The 16,374-nt window shown below is 38.6% G+C and carries 13 protein-coding genes; 11 read left to right on the top strand and 2 right to left on the bottom strand.

The features are described 5' to 3' along the window. Nucleotides 1-259: 259 nt before the first annotated feature. Genes ACQKL0_RS10795 through ACQKL0_RS10785 form a run of 3 tightly spaced genes read left to right on the top strand, consistent with a single transcriptional unit; the run spans nt 260 to nt 6,520 of the window. Nucleotides 260-1,459 carry a DUF6361 family protein gene (locus ACQKL0_RS10795; RefSeq protein WP_427650822.1) on the top strand — a complete coding sequence of 400 codons (1,200 nt, stop codon included), beginning with the start codon at nt 260-262 and terminating at the stop codon, nt 1,457-1,459. Next, nucleotides 1,452-3,230, top strand: a complete 1,779-nt coding sequence (locus tag ACQKL0_RS10790) for a phospholipase D family protein (RefSeq protein ID WP_427687492.1) — start codon at nt 1,452-1,454, stop codon at nt 3,228-3,230. Before ACQKL0_RS10795 ends, ACQKL0_RS10790 begins: the two co-directional genes overlap by 8 nt. Next, entirely contained in the window at nt 3,227-6,520 is a 3,294-nt protein-coding gene (locus tag ACQKL0_RS10785) for a DEAD/DEAH box helicase (RefSeq protein WP_427687490.1), read from the top strand. The genes ACQKL0_RS10790 and ACQKL0_RS10785 overlap by 4 nt, the downstream gene beginning before the upstream one ends. A 253-nt stretch (nt 6,521-6,773) precedes the next feature. On the opposite strand, the gene ACQKL0_RS10780 is transcribed toward ACQKL0_RS10785, so the two are convergent. After that, nucleotides 6,774-7,187, bottom strand: a complete 414-nt coding sequence (locus ACQKL0_RS10780; RefSeq protein WP_427687488.1) for a (deoxy)nucleoside triphosphate pyrophosphohydrolase — start codon at nt 7,185-7,187, stop codon at nt 6,774-6,776. Nucleotides 7,188-7,308: 121 nt separating this feature from the next. Here ACQKL0_RS10780 and ACQKL0_RS10775 point away from each other — a divergent pair, with 121 nt between their 5' ends. From ACQKL0_RS10775 to ACQKL0_RS10745, 7 genes are all read left to right on the top strand, one after another. Continuing rightward, entirely contained in the window at nt 7,309-7,635 is a 327-nt protein-coding gene (locus ACQKL0_RS10775) for a nucleoside triphosphate pyrophosphohydrolase (protein WP_427687486.1), read from the top strand. Beyond that, entirely contained in the window at nt 7,628-10,045 is a 2,418-nt protein-coding gene (locus tag ACQKL0_RS10770) for a DEAD/DEAH box helicase family protein (protein WP_427687484.1), read from the top strand. The genes ACQKL0_RS10775 and ACQKL0_RS10770 overlap by 8 nt, the downstream gene beginning before the upstream one ends. Nucleotides 10,046-10,079: 34 nt before the next feature. Next, nucleotides 10,080-10,937, top strand: coding sequence for a DUF6843 domain-containing protein (locus tag ACQKL0_RS10765; protein ID WP_427687482.1), 858 nt, complete (start codon nt 10,080-10,082; stop codon nt 10,935-10,937). 84 nt (nt 10,938-11,021) lie between these two features. Continuing rightward, nucleotides 11,022-11,537, top strand: a complete 516-nt coding sequence (locus ACQKL0_RS10760; RefSeq protein WP_427687480.1) for a cupin domain-containing protein — start codon at nt 11,022-11,024, stop codon at nt 11,535-11,537. A gap of 291 nt (nt 11,538-11,828) precedes the next feature. Further along, a complete protein-coding gene (locus ACQKL0_RS10755; protein ID WP_427590801.1) occupies nt 11,829-11,984 on the top strand; it encodes a hypothetical protein in 156 nt (51 codons plus the stop codon). A 210-nt stretch (nt 11,985-12,194) separates the two neighbouring features. After that, nucleotides 12,195-12,644: a hypothetical protein gene (locus ACQKL0_RS10750; RefSeq protein ID WP_427687478.1), complete on the top strand. Its 450-nt coding sequence runs from the start codon at nt 12,195-12,197 to the stop codon at nt 12,642-12,644. Between the two features lie 148 nt (nt 12,645-12,792). Further along, nucleotides 12,793-13,398 carry a hypothetical protein gene (locus ACQKL0_RS10745; RefSeq protein ID WP_427590800.1) on the top strand — a complete coding sequence of 202 codons (606 nt, stop codon included), beginning with the start codon at nt 12,793-12,795 and terminating at the stop codon, nt 13,396-13,398. An 82-nt stretch (nt 13,399-13,480) separates the two neighbouring features. Here ACQKL0_RS10745 and ACQKL0_RS10740 read toward each other — a convergent pair whose 3' ends face one another. Next, the gene (locus ACQKL0_RS10740) at nt 13,481-15,331 is read right to left on the bottom strand and encodes a histidine kinase dimerization/phosphoacceptor domain -containing protein (RefSeq protein WP_427687476.1); all 1,851 of its coding nucleotides are present in this window, start codon (nt 15,329-15,331) and stop codon (nt 13,481-13,483) included. Between the two features lie 338 nt (nt 15,332-15,669). Here ACQKL0_RS10740 and ACQKL0_RS10735 point away from each other — a divergent pair, with 338 nt between their 5' ends. After that, a complete protein-coding gene (locus ACQKL0_RS10735; protein WP_402986954.1) occupies nt 15,670-16,260 on the top strand; it encodes an ANTAR domain-containing response regulator in 591 nt (196 codons plus the stop codon). Nucleotides 16,261-16,374: the final 114 nt, after the last annotated feature.

The following is a 16,374-nucleotide window of genomic DNA, read 5'->3' as shown; positions in this document are numbered from 1 at the left end:
TTCATCAATTGCTCAACTGCTAGGATGTCTGAAGGTGCCCATTTTAGTAGCTTAAATTTGCGGGATTTAACTAATGATGAGTAAATAATTACCAATAAACCGTTTATTTTTCAAAAGCGAATTACTGATACAATTGTAAGTAGGACTGAAACTACGTCAGTATTATTGTATATAAATGGGTTTGGTTTTTTTTTTCAATATGTGCATATAAATTTAAAGTTATCTAAATTCATTCTACTAAATAAAGAGGAGCGCTACATTGAATTCTTTAAAAATTGGTTGGATTGATTATTCGGGGGAACATCGAAATAAGGTGATGGCAGTCCTTGATGCCCTATCTTCCCCAGGAGCATTGGATGAACTCGGAATTGGGTCCATTCGGGATGGCTTGGCTGATATTCTTTTTCCTGGTACATCGACCATCCAGACGAGGGCGAAGTATTTTTTTATTGTCCCTTATTTATTGATGGAACTAGAGAAAGAGAATTATAAATCTTCGAAGGAACTTATCGAAAAGCTAGATATAGAAGAAATCGCGTTAATTGATATTTTGAATAAACAAGAGGTTGATGGCGTTATTGGAGCTCGTGCAGGTCATAAGCTTAAGAGGAAACCTTCCAGTATCTATTGGAGTGGACTGCGAACGTTTGAAATCTTTAAGCATAACTCCCTCTCATTGGCAAACTATGCAAAGGCAGTTATCAGTATGAAGAAGAATAAAAACTCGGCACGATTCTTAGGCAATGAAGAAAATGATGATGTGAATACAAGTATAGATGAATATAATGGTATGTTTTGGAGTTGCCTTCTTCCAGAAGCGGATTGGAGGGAAGGTCTCACTATGGAACTTAGTTATCATGAGGCGGAATTCTTAAAAGGGAAAATCGTCAAATCCGAAAGAGGTAAAGAGAGTTTATTTGCCTTTTTGCTTAAAAGAGATTTTGAAGAAGTGGAGAAAATTCATGATTTCGAAGCCATTGGTGATGCTCTCCATCTTCCGGCCCATATAAAAGAAGACTACATGATGGCAAAGCGGTTTAGCGAGTTCGTCTCTGGTGCGAATATCCGTTACAATGTAATCCTTTCTAATGGAGAGAATGAAGAAGCCCTGCAGAAGTGGGAAAAGTGGAAGGTGAGTTCCTTTGTCCAACGAGAATTTCCGTCCTTTCCATTCAGAGAGCTTACCCATCGCCTTGGCATCCATAATATTCGATTGAACAGGTTTCTTGAGGGGTGGCAAAAAGCAGTCATATCAGGGGACGAGTCAGTCATGGATCAGCTTATTATAAACCGTGAAATTGAACTGAAAACAAAAGACCGCGCAAAGCTTCACAATACGAAGGTGTACCATTATAAAGAAGGGGATTGGGTTGGGACCGAAAAGCTTCAATACCGTTTTGCAAATGCAAAAGTACTACTCACAGATACCATGAAAGGATTGGAGGAACCTCATGCTTAAACCAGCAGAGAATCGACTCAATTATAGCGATTTGCTAATGCCCCCGCCAGGGTATGATGTGGAGTTTGCCATTGGAACGACTTACTCATTGGACTTGGAGGCACTTGTTGGTGTTCCTTTGGCCCTGAGTCTTTCAGAAGAAATGGACCATACACTTCAGGATGATCCAATTTATGTTCTTGAGGGATTAAGAAGAAGCGTGGACGCATTTGCGATATATTGTGAAGCAGGACAAATTAAGGCGCCGAAGAACGGAAACAACCTATTCGCATTAATGGAGAATTCAGTATTTGAAGTGGCATTAGAAAACGATTATTCTTTTCACCCAAAAGTTTGGGTCATAAAATATCATGACAAAGATCGGAATGAATTATATCGGGTGCTGGTGTTGTCCCGTAATCTGACCTTCGATAGAAGCTGGGATATGGCGATTGCGCTGGAAGGGAAAAAGGTAAAAGGAAAGAATCCTCGAAATCAGCCATTATCCGATTTCTTGTCTTTCCTTATCCCCTATACAAAAAATAAGCAAAAGAAAAAGCAAATCAAAAAATTAATAGCAGAGCTGGAATTCGTCCAATTTGATACGGTTGATTCATCGATTCCGGAGGTTGAGTTCTGTCCGATTGGCATTGAGGGATATGGAAAAGAAGAGACGGAACTATTTGAAACCTATCATAAACTGATTATCATTTCGCCATTCCTTAGTGAAACGATCATAAAAGAACTAAATGATAAATCATTGAAAGATGCGACTAAAGTGTTGATTACAAGGAAAACGGAATTATCTAAGCTTAAAGAACACGTATTCCAGGACTTCGATGTATATGTGTTGAAAGATAGTGTGGTTGAAGGCGAGTCCTCCATTAGTGAAGAAAATGCTGAACATGTCATGGCTCAATTTCAGGATATTCATGCAAAGCTCTATGCCAGAACCAAATATAATCAGCATCATATTTATATTGGTTCCGCCAATAGCTCATCCAATGCATTTAACGGGAACATAGAGTTCTTGCTGAAATTACACTATCAAAAATATGGGTTCAAGATTATGGATTTATTGGATGATTTATTCGGGGAGAATGAAGAACAAAATCCCTTCGAAAAAATAGAAACCCTTCCACCATTCACTGACGAGTTTGAATCAGACGTAACCGATGAACTACAGAAGCGAATCAAAGAGTTATGCCGAATACCATCGAAAGCCATGATTCTTACTGAAGAAAATCACTTTACTATGCGAATTACTTTTGATTCACTTCCTGAAGATACCCAGTTTTCAATTGGGCCATTGTTAAGTAAAAACATGCAGCCACTCAAACAGGAGACATTCATTCAAAATTTGAGCCTGTTAGAGCTGGGTGAATTTTATAATATCCGGGCAGAAAAAGACGGCGAAAAGGTGGAGAGAATTATCAAGATTGAGACGGAAGGGATTCCAAAAGAAAGAGAATCAGAAATCTTCCGTTCCATTATTAATGACCCATACACCTTTCTGAAATATGTGGCTTTTTTATTATCAGATGATTTACTATTGTCTGCCCTTGAGGAGTCACAGAATAAGAAGTTTGGAGCAGGGAATTGGGATATGACGACAGGCGATTACCCTGTTCTCTATGAGAATATGCTAAGAGCAGCTTCCCGTTCACCAGAGAAACTGAAAGAAGTGGAAGCGATTATGGATATCATCACCCATGACGAAGACATCATCCCAAATGAGTTCCATGCCTTATATCAAACATTCAACAAAGCAGCTAAGAAGGTGAGAAGATGATGAATCTCATTCAAAAGGAACAGGAAATCCTTTCTGGGTTAAAAGATTTTCAGCAAGCAACCGTGGAGAGGGTCTATCACCTTTTTACCCATGATTATGCACGTGTCCTAGTAGCGGATGAAGTCGGGCTTGGCAAAACAATGATAGCGAGAGGGGTCATAGCCAAAATGGCCCGCTATCACCGGTATGCATTGAATGATGATTTATTTAAGGTCGTATATGTTTGTTCCAATCAAAGCATTGCAGGCCAAAACCTGGCGAAGCTGAAAATCGATCAACAGGTTTTGTTGGACGGCCTGTCGGATACAAGGTTATCGATGCAGCATTTGAAAATATTTGAAAATAAATTCAATCCGGAAATGAAGGATCATTATATCCAGCTCATTCCGTTAACCCCATCCACTTCCTTCGATATGACTGGAGGTTGTGGAAGTGTTTTAGAAAGAGCTTTGATGTTCGCTATTTTAAAAAGATATCACCTTTTGCAGCCTTATCTAGTTGAGTTAGAAACCTTGATGATGGACACGGCCACAAAAAGCTGGGATTGGTGGAAACACGTTTATGAAGAGAGAGTCGAGGCTTGTGACGCGCAGAGCAATAACGAATATTGCACAGTCCTCCTTGAGAAGGTCGATGGTTTCTTCAAGCAGGAAGCGGACTTGGTGGAGATTTTAGCAGAGGTTTGTCACGTCATACGCAGGGAAGGAATACCGGGTAAACGAGTAGACGGTGCCAGTAAACTGATCCATGAGCTGCGAAAAATGATGGCAGAAATCAGTGTCGATTTAATGGATGCTGATCTTGTGATTATGGATGAGTTTCAGCGCTTCCCCGAGCTGATTGATTCTGACGGAGAGAGTGAAACGGCCCTACTAGCCAGTAAGTTTTTTAACAGCTCCAAGGAAAATGAAGAAAAGGTGAACATTCTTTTATTGTCTGCCACTCCCTACAAGTTATATTCCACAATGGAAGAAATGAGTGAAACGGGAAGCGATGATCACTATAAGGAATTTATGCAGGTCACGGATTTTTTGTTTGAAAAACATCCGGAGCATCAACAGAATTTCAAGAAAGTGTGGCATGATTATTCATTCGCTTTAAGCCAATTAGAATTTCAAGATTTTGCGATGGTCACAATCAAGAAACAGAAAGCAGAAGATAGTCTCTATAAAGGTATAGCACGTACTGAACGTATGCTTGTGGAGGGTGCAAGCGAGCTGATTGATTCTTCCGTTGGGAGTCCTCTGAGGATTACCGAAAATGATGTGCTGTCCTATATCGAAATGGACCGACTTTTGGAGGATGCAGATTTAAAGGACAAGGTACCGGCAGAATATGTGAAATCCGCACCTTTTCTCATGTCCTTCATGGAGCATTATAAGCTGAAGCAAAAGATCACCCATTATTTTAGGGAAAACCGTGACAAAATCACATTGGCTAGAAAACCTGTGCTTTGGGTGAGTCGAAAGGCAATCGCAAACTATGAGAAATTGCCGGCCATGAATGCCAAGCTAACGAAACTGCAAGAAACCTCCCTTCCAAAAAAAGCGGAGAGACTTATGTGGATCCCACCGTCCATTCCCTACTATGAGTTTGGGGGTCCTTTCACCGGGCAAAGCCGTTTTTCTAAAGTGCTAGCGTTCTCTGCATGGGAAATGGTCCCGCGGGCAATCGCGACTCTTATTTCCTATGAAGCTGAGCGTCGAACAGTAGGAGAATTGATTAAGAAAACACTAAAGAAGAAAAAGGATAAAACACGAAACTACTTTGCAGAACGACGGTTCCCTTCACCAAGATTAACGTTCGCTATGAAAGATCAGGCGCCAGCCAATATGAATCATCTTACTCTTTTATATCCTTCCATCACCTTGGCTAAGCTCTTCAACCCGGTAGATGTGTTGAATAGGAAGCTTACTATTGCCGAAATAAAAGGAGAGATAAAGGCTGAAATTCAAAAAAGGCTCGATCAACTACCATATGAACGGAAGGAAGACCAGTCACGTCAGGATGAAAGATGGTATTACCTGGCTCCATTGTTATTCGATTTAGGTGAAAAGCCGATTCAGGAGTGGTTTGAGAAATCGGATGTTTTACCTTCATTGGAGGCTGATGAAAAAGAAGAGAACGGAGCGGATAAAGGTGTATTAAAGAAGCATGTAGAAGAGCTTCGGTCAATCTTTGTCAGTGAAAAGCTTCCCGTGCTAGGGAGACAGCCAGATAATTTACTTGATGTTCTCGTTCATATGGTTTTAGGATCTCCCGCCGTGGCCGTAGCCAGGATGCTTGAGGATTTGGACAGTGAATCTCTGACAGGAGCCATTCATCTGGCTAAGGTCATGGTTGACCGTTTTAATACACAGGAAGCCATCTCTATTGTCGAACTAGAATATGGAACGGAAAGTAAGGACGCTTATTGGCAAAACGTGCTCAAATACTGTGTCGATGGAAATATCCAAGCCATGCTCGATGAATATGCCCATATGCTTCTTGAAGAAGGCGGGCTGAATAAAGCAGAAAAACAGCAGCGAAATAAACAGCTGATTAAAGTGATGGCCAATTCTCTAAAAACACACACGGCAAGCTACAATGTTGATACGTATCAAACTTTTAAAAATCGCATCATGTCTGATGGCAAAGAGAACAAAGGGGGAGAAGACCCCTACATCAAAATGAGAACCAATTATGCCGTTGGCTTTTATGATACGAGAAATGAGGATAAAACACTTAACCGAAAGGAAAACATCCGGCTATCGTTCAATTCGCCCTTTCGTCCATTTGTGTTGGCCACAACTTCAATCGGACAGGAGGGACTAGACTTTCACTATTATTGCCGGAAAATCTTCCATTGGAATCTCACTTCAAACCCGATTGACCTGGAGCAGCGAGAGGGTAGAATCAACCGGTATAAATCCCTAGCTATCCGGCAGAACATCGCCAATAAATACGGTGATATAAAATTTAAAAAAAACATATGGCAGGAGATGTTTCATACCGCGAACTTCGTGGAAAGAGATGATCAAACATCGGAATTAGTGCCGTTTTGGAGTCTCCCAGGAAACCAGGACATTAAAATTGAGAGGATTGTTCCACTCTATCCACTTAGCAGAGACGGGGTAAAATATGACCGGCTTATGAAAATCCTTGCTCTCTACCGACTGAGTTTAGGACAGGCCCGCCAAGAAGAACTGATTGAATATATATTTAAGGATAATATTGAAGAAGAACAGTTGAAAAAACTATTTATAAACTTGAGCCCTTTTTATAAGAAAGCGGAAAAAGACGATATCTAAAGAGAGAACGAATGTGGTATGAGGCTAGAAGTAGTTGGGGAAATAAGCCGGTTATGAAAAAATAGTCTTCTCATTTGAGAAGACTACAGGCTGTCGACAAAGTCGACAGCTGTTTTTTGTATAAAGTTTAGCAACAATATATAGTGTCCTTAATTCGAAATTACAACTAAATATGCTAATTAAAAGAAGATAAAAATCCCTTTTTCATCAATAGCTTTTTGAAAAAGGGGTTTGTCTACACTCTGTAGTCTTCTCATTTGAGAAGACTATTTTTTTCGTTCATCAATTGCTCAACTGCTGGGATGTCAGCTGGTGCCCATTTTAGAGAGCTTGAATTTTCTCGTTTTAACCAAATAAACTTGGAATGCTCACTTGCTGTTGGTGTTCCTTCAATAATCCTACATTTTATGGATAACAAATTAATAATGAAGGTGTCGTATTCATGGGTGTTATCATTAAATATTGCCCCTTCTGTTTCTACTTTACACTGCAATTCTTCATCAATCTCTCTTATTAAAGCAGAAAAGGCATCTTCCCCTTTTTCCACTTTTCCACCGGGAAACTCCCACATATTCGGAATGCTCATGTCTGGAGAGCGTAACGCACATAGTATTTCATTTTTCTCGTTTTCGATAATGGCTGCAACTACTTTAACTAGCTTCTTCATGGGTTCCTCCTATGGTTTTGCTATGTTTAAATAATATCATGATTGAGAGCCTGTATGGAAATAACAAAATAAAGAGGGTCTTTTGATATAATCATGATATAAACCTAAAGGAGGCTGTAATATGCCAGTCCATAACAAACTAGTCCGTGATCGTATCCCGGAAATTATCGAAGCTACGGGTAAGAAATATACAACAAGAGTGTTAAATGATAAAGAATACATAGATGAATTGAAAAAGAAGAGTTTTGAGGAGCTTCAGGAATATGTAGAGACGGATAACAAAGAAGATGCGATCGAGGAATTGGCAGATGTGTTAGAAATCATGCATGCACTAGCTGAATATCATGGATCTTCTATTGAAGAAGTGGAAGAAGTGCGGAGAAGTAAGGCTGCTAAACGAGGTGGCTTTAAGGAGAAGATTTATCTGATTGAGGTTGAAGATGAGTAAGGTTCAGTTAATCACCCATCAACTTGGAACGCACTTATTGGAACAGATTCAGTCTGCTTCTTCGATATGTATTTTGACTTCCTTTGTCATGAAGTCCGGTGTTCAGTATCTGAGAGATGCCTTGAAAGTGGCAGCTGAACGAGGGGCAGAGATTAAGGTATGTACAGGGGATTATTTATTTGTGACGCAGCCAGAAGCATTGCGAATGTTTTTAGAGATTGATCCTAGGATTGAGGTTAGACTGTGGAAGAGTAATGGTGTGTCCTTTCATCCCAAAGCCTACCTTTTCCAAACGGAGAAGCAGGATTGCTTGTTTGTTGGTTCTTCTAATCTATCAAGGTCTGCTTTAAGTCATGGGGTGGAGTGGAGTCTTTCCGTTAGTGATGATGAGGATGTATTTTCCGAAGGCTTGCATCTATTTTTAGAAACGTTTTATGCCGGTCAAACGATTCCATTGAATCAAGAAACGCTGAGGGAGTACGAAAATCGGTATGAGAAGTTTCATATAGATACGCCAAATCTTGCAAATAAATGGACAGAAACAGAAGAAATGGATTTAATGCTTCCGAGTGAGACAGAACCCATTCCAACTGCTGAAGTCATTCATGATCCACCAGCTCCGTATGGAGAGATCTATCCACGATTTGCACAAATCGAAGCGCTTGAGGAACTGAATAAAACACTGGAAGAAGATTATGATAAGGCATTGGTCGTGATGGCGACTGGATTAGGAAAAACGTACCTTGCTGGTTTCTTTGCCCGTAATTTTAAACGGGTCCTGTTTATTGCCCATCTTGAAGAAATCCTGCATCAGGCAAAGAAATCATTCCAGACGGTCATGCCTGATCAGGAGTTTTCTATCTATAATGGCAAGGTGAAGGAAACGAACGGACACACTACTTTTGCATCGATTTATACATTAAGCATGCAACGACATCTCCAAGTATTTGATCCTGAAGAGTTTGATTTGATTGTGGTCGATGAATTTCATCACGCGGCAGCGGATTCTTATCAACGGGTCCTGGAGTACTTTAAGCCGAAATTCATGCTGGGGATAACAGCCACACCGGATCGAAACGATAACAAAGATGTGTATGCAATTTGTGGTGGGAATGTCGCTTTCCGATTGGATTTCTTGGAGGCAATTGAGCGGAACTGGCTTTCACCATTTAAGTATTATGGGGTTTATGATGAGACAGATTATAGCCAAATTACGTGGCTCGGAAATCGGTATGATGAAACCGAATTACTTCAGCTTCAGTTGCGGGATGAAATGGCGGATAAGGTACTACAGGCATGGACAGACAAAAAGCAGAAGCGGACAATAGGCTTCTGTTCTTCGATTAAACAAGCCGATTTTCTTTCTACCTATTTTAATAAGAAGGGATTTCGAACGGTTAGCCTTCATTCCAAGCAAGTGGGTTTTAATCGAGATGACGCGATAAGTCAGCTTGCAGAGGGCACTCTCGATATCATTTTCACGGTCAATCTCTTCAATGAGGGAGTCGATATTCCAGCTGTAGATACGCTCTTATTTGTAAGACCGACTGAATCTTTAACCGTCTTTACCCAACAAATTGGCAGAGGGCTACGGCTCCATAATACCAAGGATCATTGCGTGATCATCGATTTGATAGGTAACTATCGTAATGCAGATGTTAAGTTGAGTTTGTTTGATAAAGACTTCAGCGGCAAAAAGAAAAGCAAGGTCATTGAGCCAGTCGTTCCTGAATTATGTGATATAGAATTGGATGTTCAAGTTATTAATCTTTTAAAGGAAATGACGAGGAAGAAACAACCTAGACGGGACAAACTACTGAGCGATTATCTTGTATTAAAGCAAGAGTTAGGAAGAAGACCAATATATTTGGAGTTACATCTAAAAGGCGCCTCTGAATCTCCGCAGTACCGACAAGAATTCTCGTCTTATTATGGATTTTTAGAATGGGCGGGGGAGCTTTCAGAAAGTGAATCAGCCGTTTTCCATAACTATGAACAATGGTTGGTGGAAGTAGAAAAGACGAGTATGGCCAAGAGTTATAAGATGGTTGTGCTGTTGGCGATGTTGAAGCGTGGACCGAATAATTGGTTCCGACCCATTACATCTAAGCAAGCAGCTCCGTTCTTCCACGGGTACTTAACTGAAACGGAATATCGGAAACAAATCGACTTTGCGGACAACTCTTCAAAGAAATTATGGGAGTATGATGAAGCCGGGGTTAGTAAGTTAATATCAACGATGCCGATGACCAAGTGGAGTGGAAGTTCTAAAGGTCTCATATCGTATGAAGATGATACGTTTAAGCTGAATTTCGATATTGCACCAGAGGATCAGCAGCTTTTATTTGAGATGACAAAGGATATATGTGAATATCGTCTGCATTATCATTTTGAGCGGAAGGCTAGATAATTTTCGGGTACTAGACACCCAAAGGAGAATTGCCATGCAGCACATCATCAGTAGAAAAATTAAATCTGTCATAGTTGTCAGTGTTATCCTCGGTGGGTTCTTTCTTCTATTGGAACCTTGGATGGTTATACCTGTGTTGCTGTATGCATTCATTGGTTGTGCGGTGTACGGGCTACCGGTTTCGTTTTTATCGGATTTTGTCACGAAAAAGGCCGGAAGATATCGTTTTGTTTTGGCTTCTTTGATCTATTCGGTGTTTGGGTTTTTATCCTTCATCGTTTTACGAGATCTAGGAGTCTTTGCCGTTGTCTGCTCTTTGCTTTTCTTTCTTTCAGAAGAATGGCAGAGTGCGCGAGGAAACGGGAGGGGGCAAAAGCCGGCGAACAAGATGATGTTCATGAACGGGCTATCCACCGTCCTCTTCTTCTCGTTGGCTGCATTCGGGTTAATGTTACTTCCGGATACGATGTTCGAAGAGTATACCAATCGATCGTATCTCATTCCAAAAGGGTATGAGGGGGAAGTGAGGGTGGTGTACAATATCGAGGATGCACCGCCACCTGAGAAAAGTGAAGGTTTTGATGTGTACCGAATCAATGATAAAGGCTACACACTCAGCTCCCTTCCTGTAAGCGAAGGCATAATTAATGACCAATATTATTATGTGGATTCAGAAGGGAATAAAGAAAAGATTGACGAGGCGTGCATCCATATTGGAGGCACGGATGGAGTCGGGAACGAAGAATATGAATACTCCAGTTCCTACTTTTTTGTCACACAGACACAATGTGGTGATACGTTTGGTGAAAATGCATTCCCACCCGATATGCCCCGTGGCATGTCGGTAGACCAAATTATCGATGAAGAAGGATTGGATAAGCTTGCATACTAGATTGAAATGTAGGTACGGTTTGATATATGATCAAATCACGCGCCGTCCTTACTATTGAGCGGACTTTTTTTGGAGGTATTTTCTATGAACGATGCGAACTATTATGTGACAAAACTCGGAATGGAACCACATCCTGAGGGTGGGTTTTATAAACGGACATTTGAATCCAAGGAGCAGACTTCAAATCAAGAATTATCAGTGGAGTTTGAAGGAAAGAGAAAGCTTTATACAAGCATCTTCTTTCTATTGGGCTCGAATGACATTTCCCATCTTCATCGTTTGAAATCCGATGAATTATGGTATTACCATGCGGGAAGTCCTTTAACGATTCATGTGATTGATGAAAAGGGAGATTACAAAGAAAGTAAACTGGGGATTAACCTGGACGAAGGGGAAGTCCCGCAAGTGTTGGTTCCGAAAAACTCCATCTTCGGATCTTCCGTCATGGATGAGGATACGTTCTCATTAGTTGGGTGCATGGTCTCGCCCGGTTTTGAGTTCCAGGACTTCGAGCTGTTCACTCAAGAAGAGCTATTGTCGAAATATCCGCAACATAGGGAAGTAATCATGAAGCTGGCTTATGAGGAAATCCCTGAATAATCGTTTTTCGTAAAAGAACCCTTGTCTTGGTAATTGCGGACATGGTTTTTTTCCGTCTTTAATCATGAAGAGGTAGTATTTATTGAATGTATAACAGGAAAACAACATAGTATTATAGAAAAGTGAGGAGGTCTTGTAGTGAACCAATACAAACTAATCCTTTCTCCGTATAACCACAAATACACGAAACAAACGAGAGATTAGTATCGTTGGAATAATGGTTCCAGTAAGACTTTAGTACATACTGTATATTACATTGATTCCAATTGTAGAGATAATAGGAGTTAGTAGATGAAAAATAGAAAAAGAAAAGTAAAAGATAGGCTGAAAGGCTTTTTTAAAGAAACCTTAAGGGAGCTTAGGGAGTCAATCGTATTTGAAGTGGCTGGGTATGTCTTAATGCTTATACCAAGAATGATAATTCGCTTAATCAAGAACATTTGGTGAAGGGGTTAGTCAACATAGAGCTAACGAGAGCATTCCTTCAATTTTTTCACGGTTGTTAAGGCAGCCTTTTTCTTAAAGCACTTATGGGCAGGTTAGTGAAAGAAGGAAATTCTCAATAATCGGGCGAAATATTGATTGATTTATAATTAAGTATTCTGTATATCCGATTGATGAATACTATAAAAAAAATAGTGTAGGAGGGGTTACAATTTGGACATGGCAGGAATGAAGACCATATTAAGTGAAACATTTAAGGGCCCGGAAGGCAACTCGAGTTGGTTCACTGAATCGAAGCCAGGGAGTGGATTGTTCGGCACCATTGATCCATTAAGCTCTGAGGAGGCTTCGGTACTAATCGAAGGAATGACAATCGCGGCTCATACGGATCACACACGTTACCACTTATGGGCGAATAACCAATCATTGGAGGGCAAGGAGCAGGATTTCAATTGGGATGAAAGTTGGGAAATCGGAGCAGTGACAAGCGGTGAATGGGAGGACATAAAGAATGGGCTTCATCATGAATACATGAAGATGACTGAATACATCAGTCAGGAACGAGACTTAAATTCTTCTACGGCCACTATTCTCTTAGGGGCATTGGCCCATGCTGCGTATCATTTAGGAGCAATCAGGCAGATGATCAAGGGTGTTAAATAATTTATAAGAACTGGTGTGTGTTAGTTGAAGAGTGAGACTATTTTTAACGCAGCTCTTTCTTTATGCAACTAACAGGGCAGGTTAGTGGAATAATCAGTTCTGAAAGAATATCATACGATAAGAAGTATTTTGTAAAGGAGGATTATTATTGAGATTAGAAATTGGATTTATTCCTCATAAATGGATTTCTGATATTCCTGATGCTTGTGGTTATTTCCCTTTTGCGATTGAAGGGGAATCAGAGAATATAGTTGATTTTACATTTAATAGTAATGATAATGTAGGTGAATTTGTTTCAAACTGGATGAATGAAATCAATCATTTTCCCATATACATATTTGTTGAAGTACATGATTTCAATCAAGAGGAATTTGAACAAGATTGCCAAACATATAATATCGAGTTTATAAGAGCTAAATTTGGCTTCTATAAGGCGATTATCGAAAATTACAGACAGTTTAGTGTTATATTCCCATATGTATATGCTTGTGGAGGTATGAATGATGTTGCTTTATGGTCGATAAAAAGGGATGTTTTTAGATTAGAGAAAATGAGTATAAAAACCATTTTTGGCATAGAAAAGATTGATATTCCAGTAGTTACTCTCCTTGAGAATGACTGTGTGTTTTGGGTTGGTTTTGATGGTGATAATCTTTTTGCAATATCGAATGATAGTCAATTTTCAACAATTACAAAAATCTCAGAAAAACTCCCACCTAATACTGATTTTATTATCTATGAATACGAAGAATAGAAAATTCTTCTTCAATTAATGGGTGCGTTAGCACTCTAAAAGGGACTTAAGAAACAGCCCCATTCGGTTTTACCTATTAAGTTTACCAATGCAGAAAAATACGCTCGGTCGGTAATTTGATTTCGACGATGGTATTTTCTTTTTCACCCCTAAAATTCATTTCCCCTTGAAAATCACTGGCCACAATTCCTTGTAAAATAGTTAGTCCAAGGCTATCTGCTTTTGCTATATCAAAATCCTCGGGCAATCCGCGCCCGTTATCCTGAACTGATAAGAAAATATAATCATCTATCCGTTTACATTGAATTGTAATCATACCTGATTCCATTCCTATAAAAGCATGTTTAAAGCAGTTCATGACTAACTCATTAATAATCAGAGCAATTGATGTTGCCTTGTTATACGGGATGAATATATCATCTAAATCTAAATGTATTGCAATTTTCGGATTGTCATTAATTAAGTTGATAATCGCTTCCATGATTTGCTTCACATTAATAATACTTCTCCCTAATTTGTCTTTAGAAAGAAGGTTATGGACAGAAGCAATACTCTTTATTCGATTAATCATACTATCTAGTAAATCATCGATGGATATATCAGGGGTATTATTTATAAACATTTTTTGTAATGATATAAGTCCAACAATCGATTGAAGATTATTTTTTATGCGATGATGACTTTCTTGTAATAAGGCAGATCTTCCCAATAATCTTGTGTCTTCAATAGCGATAGCTGCATGAAGGGCTAATGCTGATAAATATTTTGATTCCTCTTTCGAATACACATAAAGGTTTTCATAAGATAATTGAATGATACCTGTTACTTGAGATCGAATCGAAACTGGAACACAAATAATTGTTTTAACATGATGATTCTTTTCAAACAGTGAGCAGAATTCTCTATCATTTTGATTGGCATAGTAGATGTCATTCCCTTTAGCAATTTTTAAAATTGCTTCTTTTGTTAATTGAGCTTTTACATCCTTATTATTTTTGATTTCAAAATCATCAATAATACTCCATGTAAACTCGTCAATTAGCTTAATAGAACAAACATCAGCTTTCATTACACGAGTGACTTCCTTTGCCAGTAATAATAATACATCTTTGAGCTCATATTCAGATGTAAGGAATTCTGCAGCTTGGAAAACGGCATCAAGCACACTTTTTACATCATTATCATAGCTATCGTTTTCTTTAAAGTTGTAATCCTCAATTTTCCTTAACAACCTTTGTGGGTCGCTTTTCGCTATGTCAGCTGACATTTCATCCGTAATGGTTCCCTTTGAAAGAATAGATATTCGGTCCGCTAGCTTTAATGCATCTTCCCATTGTTTTGTAATATAGATAATGCTTTTGCCTTCTTCTTTAAACTGTTTAATAATATTATATAATTTCGTTGCATTTTCAACTGAGAGCCCTTCCATAGGTTCGTGCATAATCATGACTTCTGGGTTTTGTAAAAATACACTCGTCATATAGGTAAGTCTTTTGTCTTCCTCAGATAAATTTCGTACCTTGGTTCGGTAGTCTATTTGGAAATCTAGTTTCTCCAAATTCCTTTTTGCCTTACTCTTAATTTTGCCCCAATTGATAAACGGAAGAAATCTTCGTGTCGGTATATTGGTTAAATTTAGATTTTCGGCCACCGAAAAGTTGCTAACCAATAATGGTTTTTGATGTACAATGGCAATCTTCTTTCTAGAAAGTTTTCTATTTTTAAGAAATTGATCATTAAACCATAATTCTCCTTGAGCATTTGAAGAGTCTAGTAGATTCATTAGGGCTTCGATGAATACTTTTTGCTCGGAGCTATTTTTGACAATTAATGCATGGATCTCTGAATAACCCAAAGTTATATTAATATTATTTATATATCCGTCAGAACTGCGATTTGTTACGTTCTTACACTCAAAAATTAACTTAGACAAAATTCCACCCCCACCTTTTTGACTTTCTCAAAGAAAATATATTCAAATTTTCTGCATTTTAATATTCTAATTATTTGGTATTCTTTAATGATAATAAATCATCTACTGAACAGCAACATACTCAGGAAGATCGTCTTATCTTTTCTTCAGGGCGTAATTTCTGTATAAATTCGACGAATGCTTATGGATTTTTTTAGAAATGATGTTACTATAAAACAGTATATAGGGAGAAGTTACTATAAAGTAGTATAAGCTTAGAAAGTACAGGACATGTGGCAATAATAGATAGCGTTTTCATTTCGGCGTGTGTGTACAAATATCAAATGGGGTGAGGAATAGTGACAAAATCATTGCGAATTTTGCTTGCCGAAGATGAATTTTTAGTTCTAATGGGGATTAAGTCATACGTTGAAAAGCTGGGCCATCAAGTGGTAGGAGTGGCTACAGACGGGGTAAAAGCAGTGGAATTAGCGCTAGAGAATAAGCCAGATCTCATTTTAATGGATATTAATATGCCTAATCTTGATGGTATAGATGCGATTAAAAAGATAAATGAAACCTTATTTATCCCATGTATTATTATTAGTGGTTATCATGATGAAAAACTAATCAAAAGAGCCACAGAGGTAGGTGTACTCTATTATTTGCTAAAGCCAATCGATATTGGGGATTTAAAAATAGCGATTAATATTAGTTTATCTAAGCTGGAAGAATTTAAGAAATTACAGGACGAGCTAAACAGTACAAAGAATGCGTTAGAAGCGCGTAAACATATTGAAAAAGCCAAAGGAATATTAATGGACAGAATGAACTTAAAAGAAGCAGAAGCAATGAAACGATTGCAAAAGTTGAGTAGAGATAAAAATAAAAAATTAATCGTCGTAGCGAAAGAACTTATTGAAGCAGATAATCTACTTCATTTTGAATAATTTAAAATTTTATACTAAACTCTTGTAATATGTGTTATAGTATGTAATATAATTAGAATAGAAAGAAAATTCAAAAAAAGATTCTATACTTACGATAGGTATAGAACATACAAC

It is taken from the genome of Peribacillus sp. NPDC097264 (assembly GCF_050277925.1).
In the GTDB taxonomy this organism is placed as follows: domain Bacteria; phylum Bacillota; class Bacilli; order Bacillales; family DSM-1321; genus Peribacillus.
This window is presented reverse-complemented; position numbering and strand designations above follow the sequence as displayed.

Bases quoted from the DNA above. Each gene is read 5' to 3' on its own strand.
- ACQKL0_RS10760 (WP_427687480.1), top strand. From the start codon at position 11,022: ATGAACGATGCGAACTATTATGTGACAAAACTCGGAATGGAACCACAT.
- ACQKL0_RS10790 (WP_427687492.1), top strand. From the start codon at position 1,452: ATGCTTAAACCAGCAGAGAATCGACTCAATTATAGCGATTTGCTAATG.
- ACQKL0_RS10770 (WP_427687484.1), top strand. From the start codon at position 7,628: ATGAGTAAGGTTCAGTTAATCACCCATCAACTTGGAACGCACTTATTG.
- ACQKL0_RS10780 (WP_427687488.1), bottom strand. From the start codon at position 7,187: ATGAAGAAGCTAGTTAAAGTAGTTGCAGCCATTATCGAAAACGAGAAA.
- ACQKL0_RS10785 (WP_427687490.1), top strand. From the start codon at position 3,227: ATGATGAATCTCATTCAAAAGGAACAGGAAATCCTTTCTGGGTTAAAA.
- ACQKL0_RS10775 (WP_427687486.1), top strand. From the start codon at position 7,309: ATGCCAGTCCATAACAAACTAGTCCGTGATCGTATCCCGGAAATTATC.
- ACQKL0_RS10755 (WP_427590801.1), top strand. From the start codon at position 11,829: ATGAAAAATAGAAAAAGAAAAGTAAAAGATAGGCTGAAAGGCTTTTTT.
- ACQKL0_RS10765 (WP_427687482.1), top strand. From the start codon at position 10,080: ATGCAGCACATCATCAGTAGAAAAATTAAATCTGTCATAGTTGTCAGT.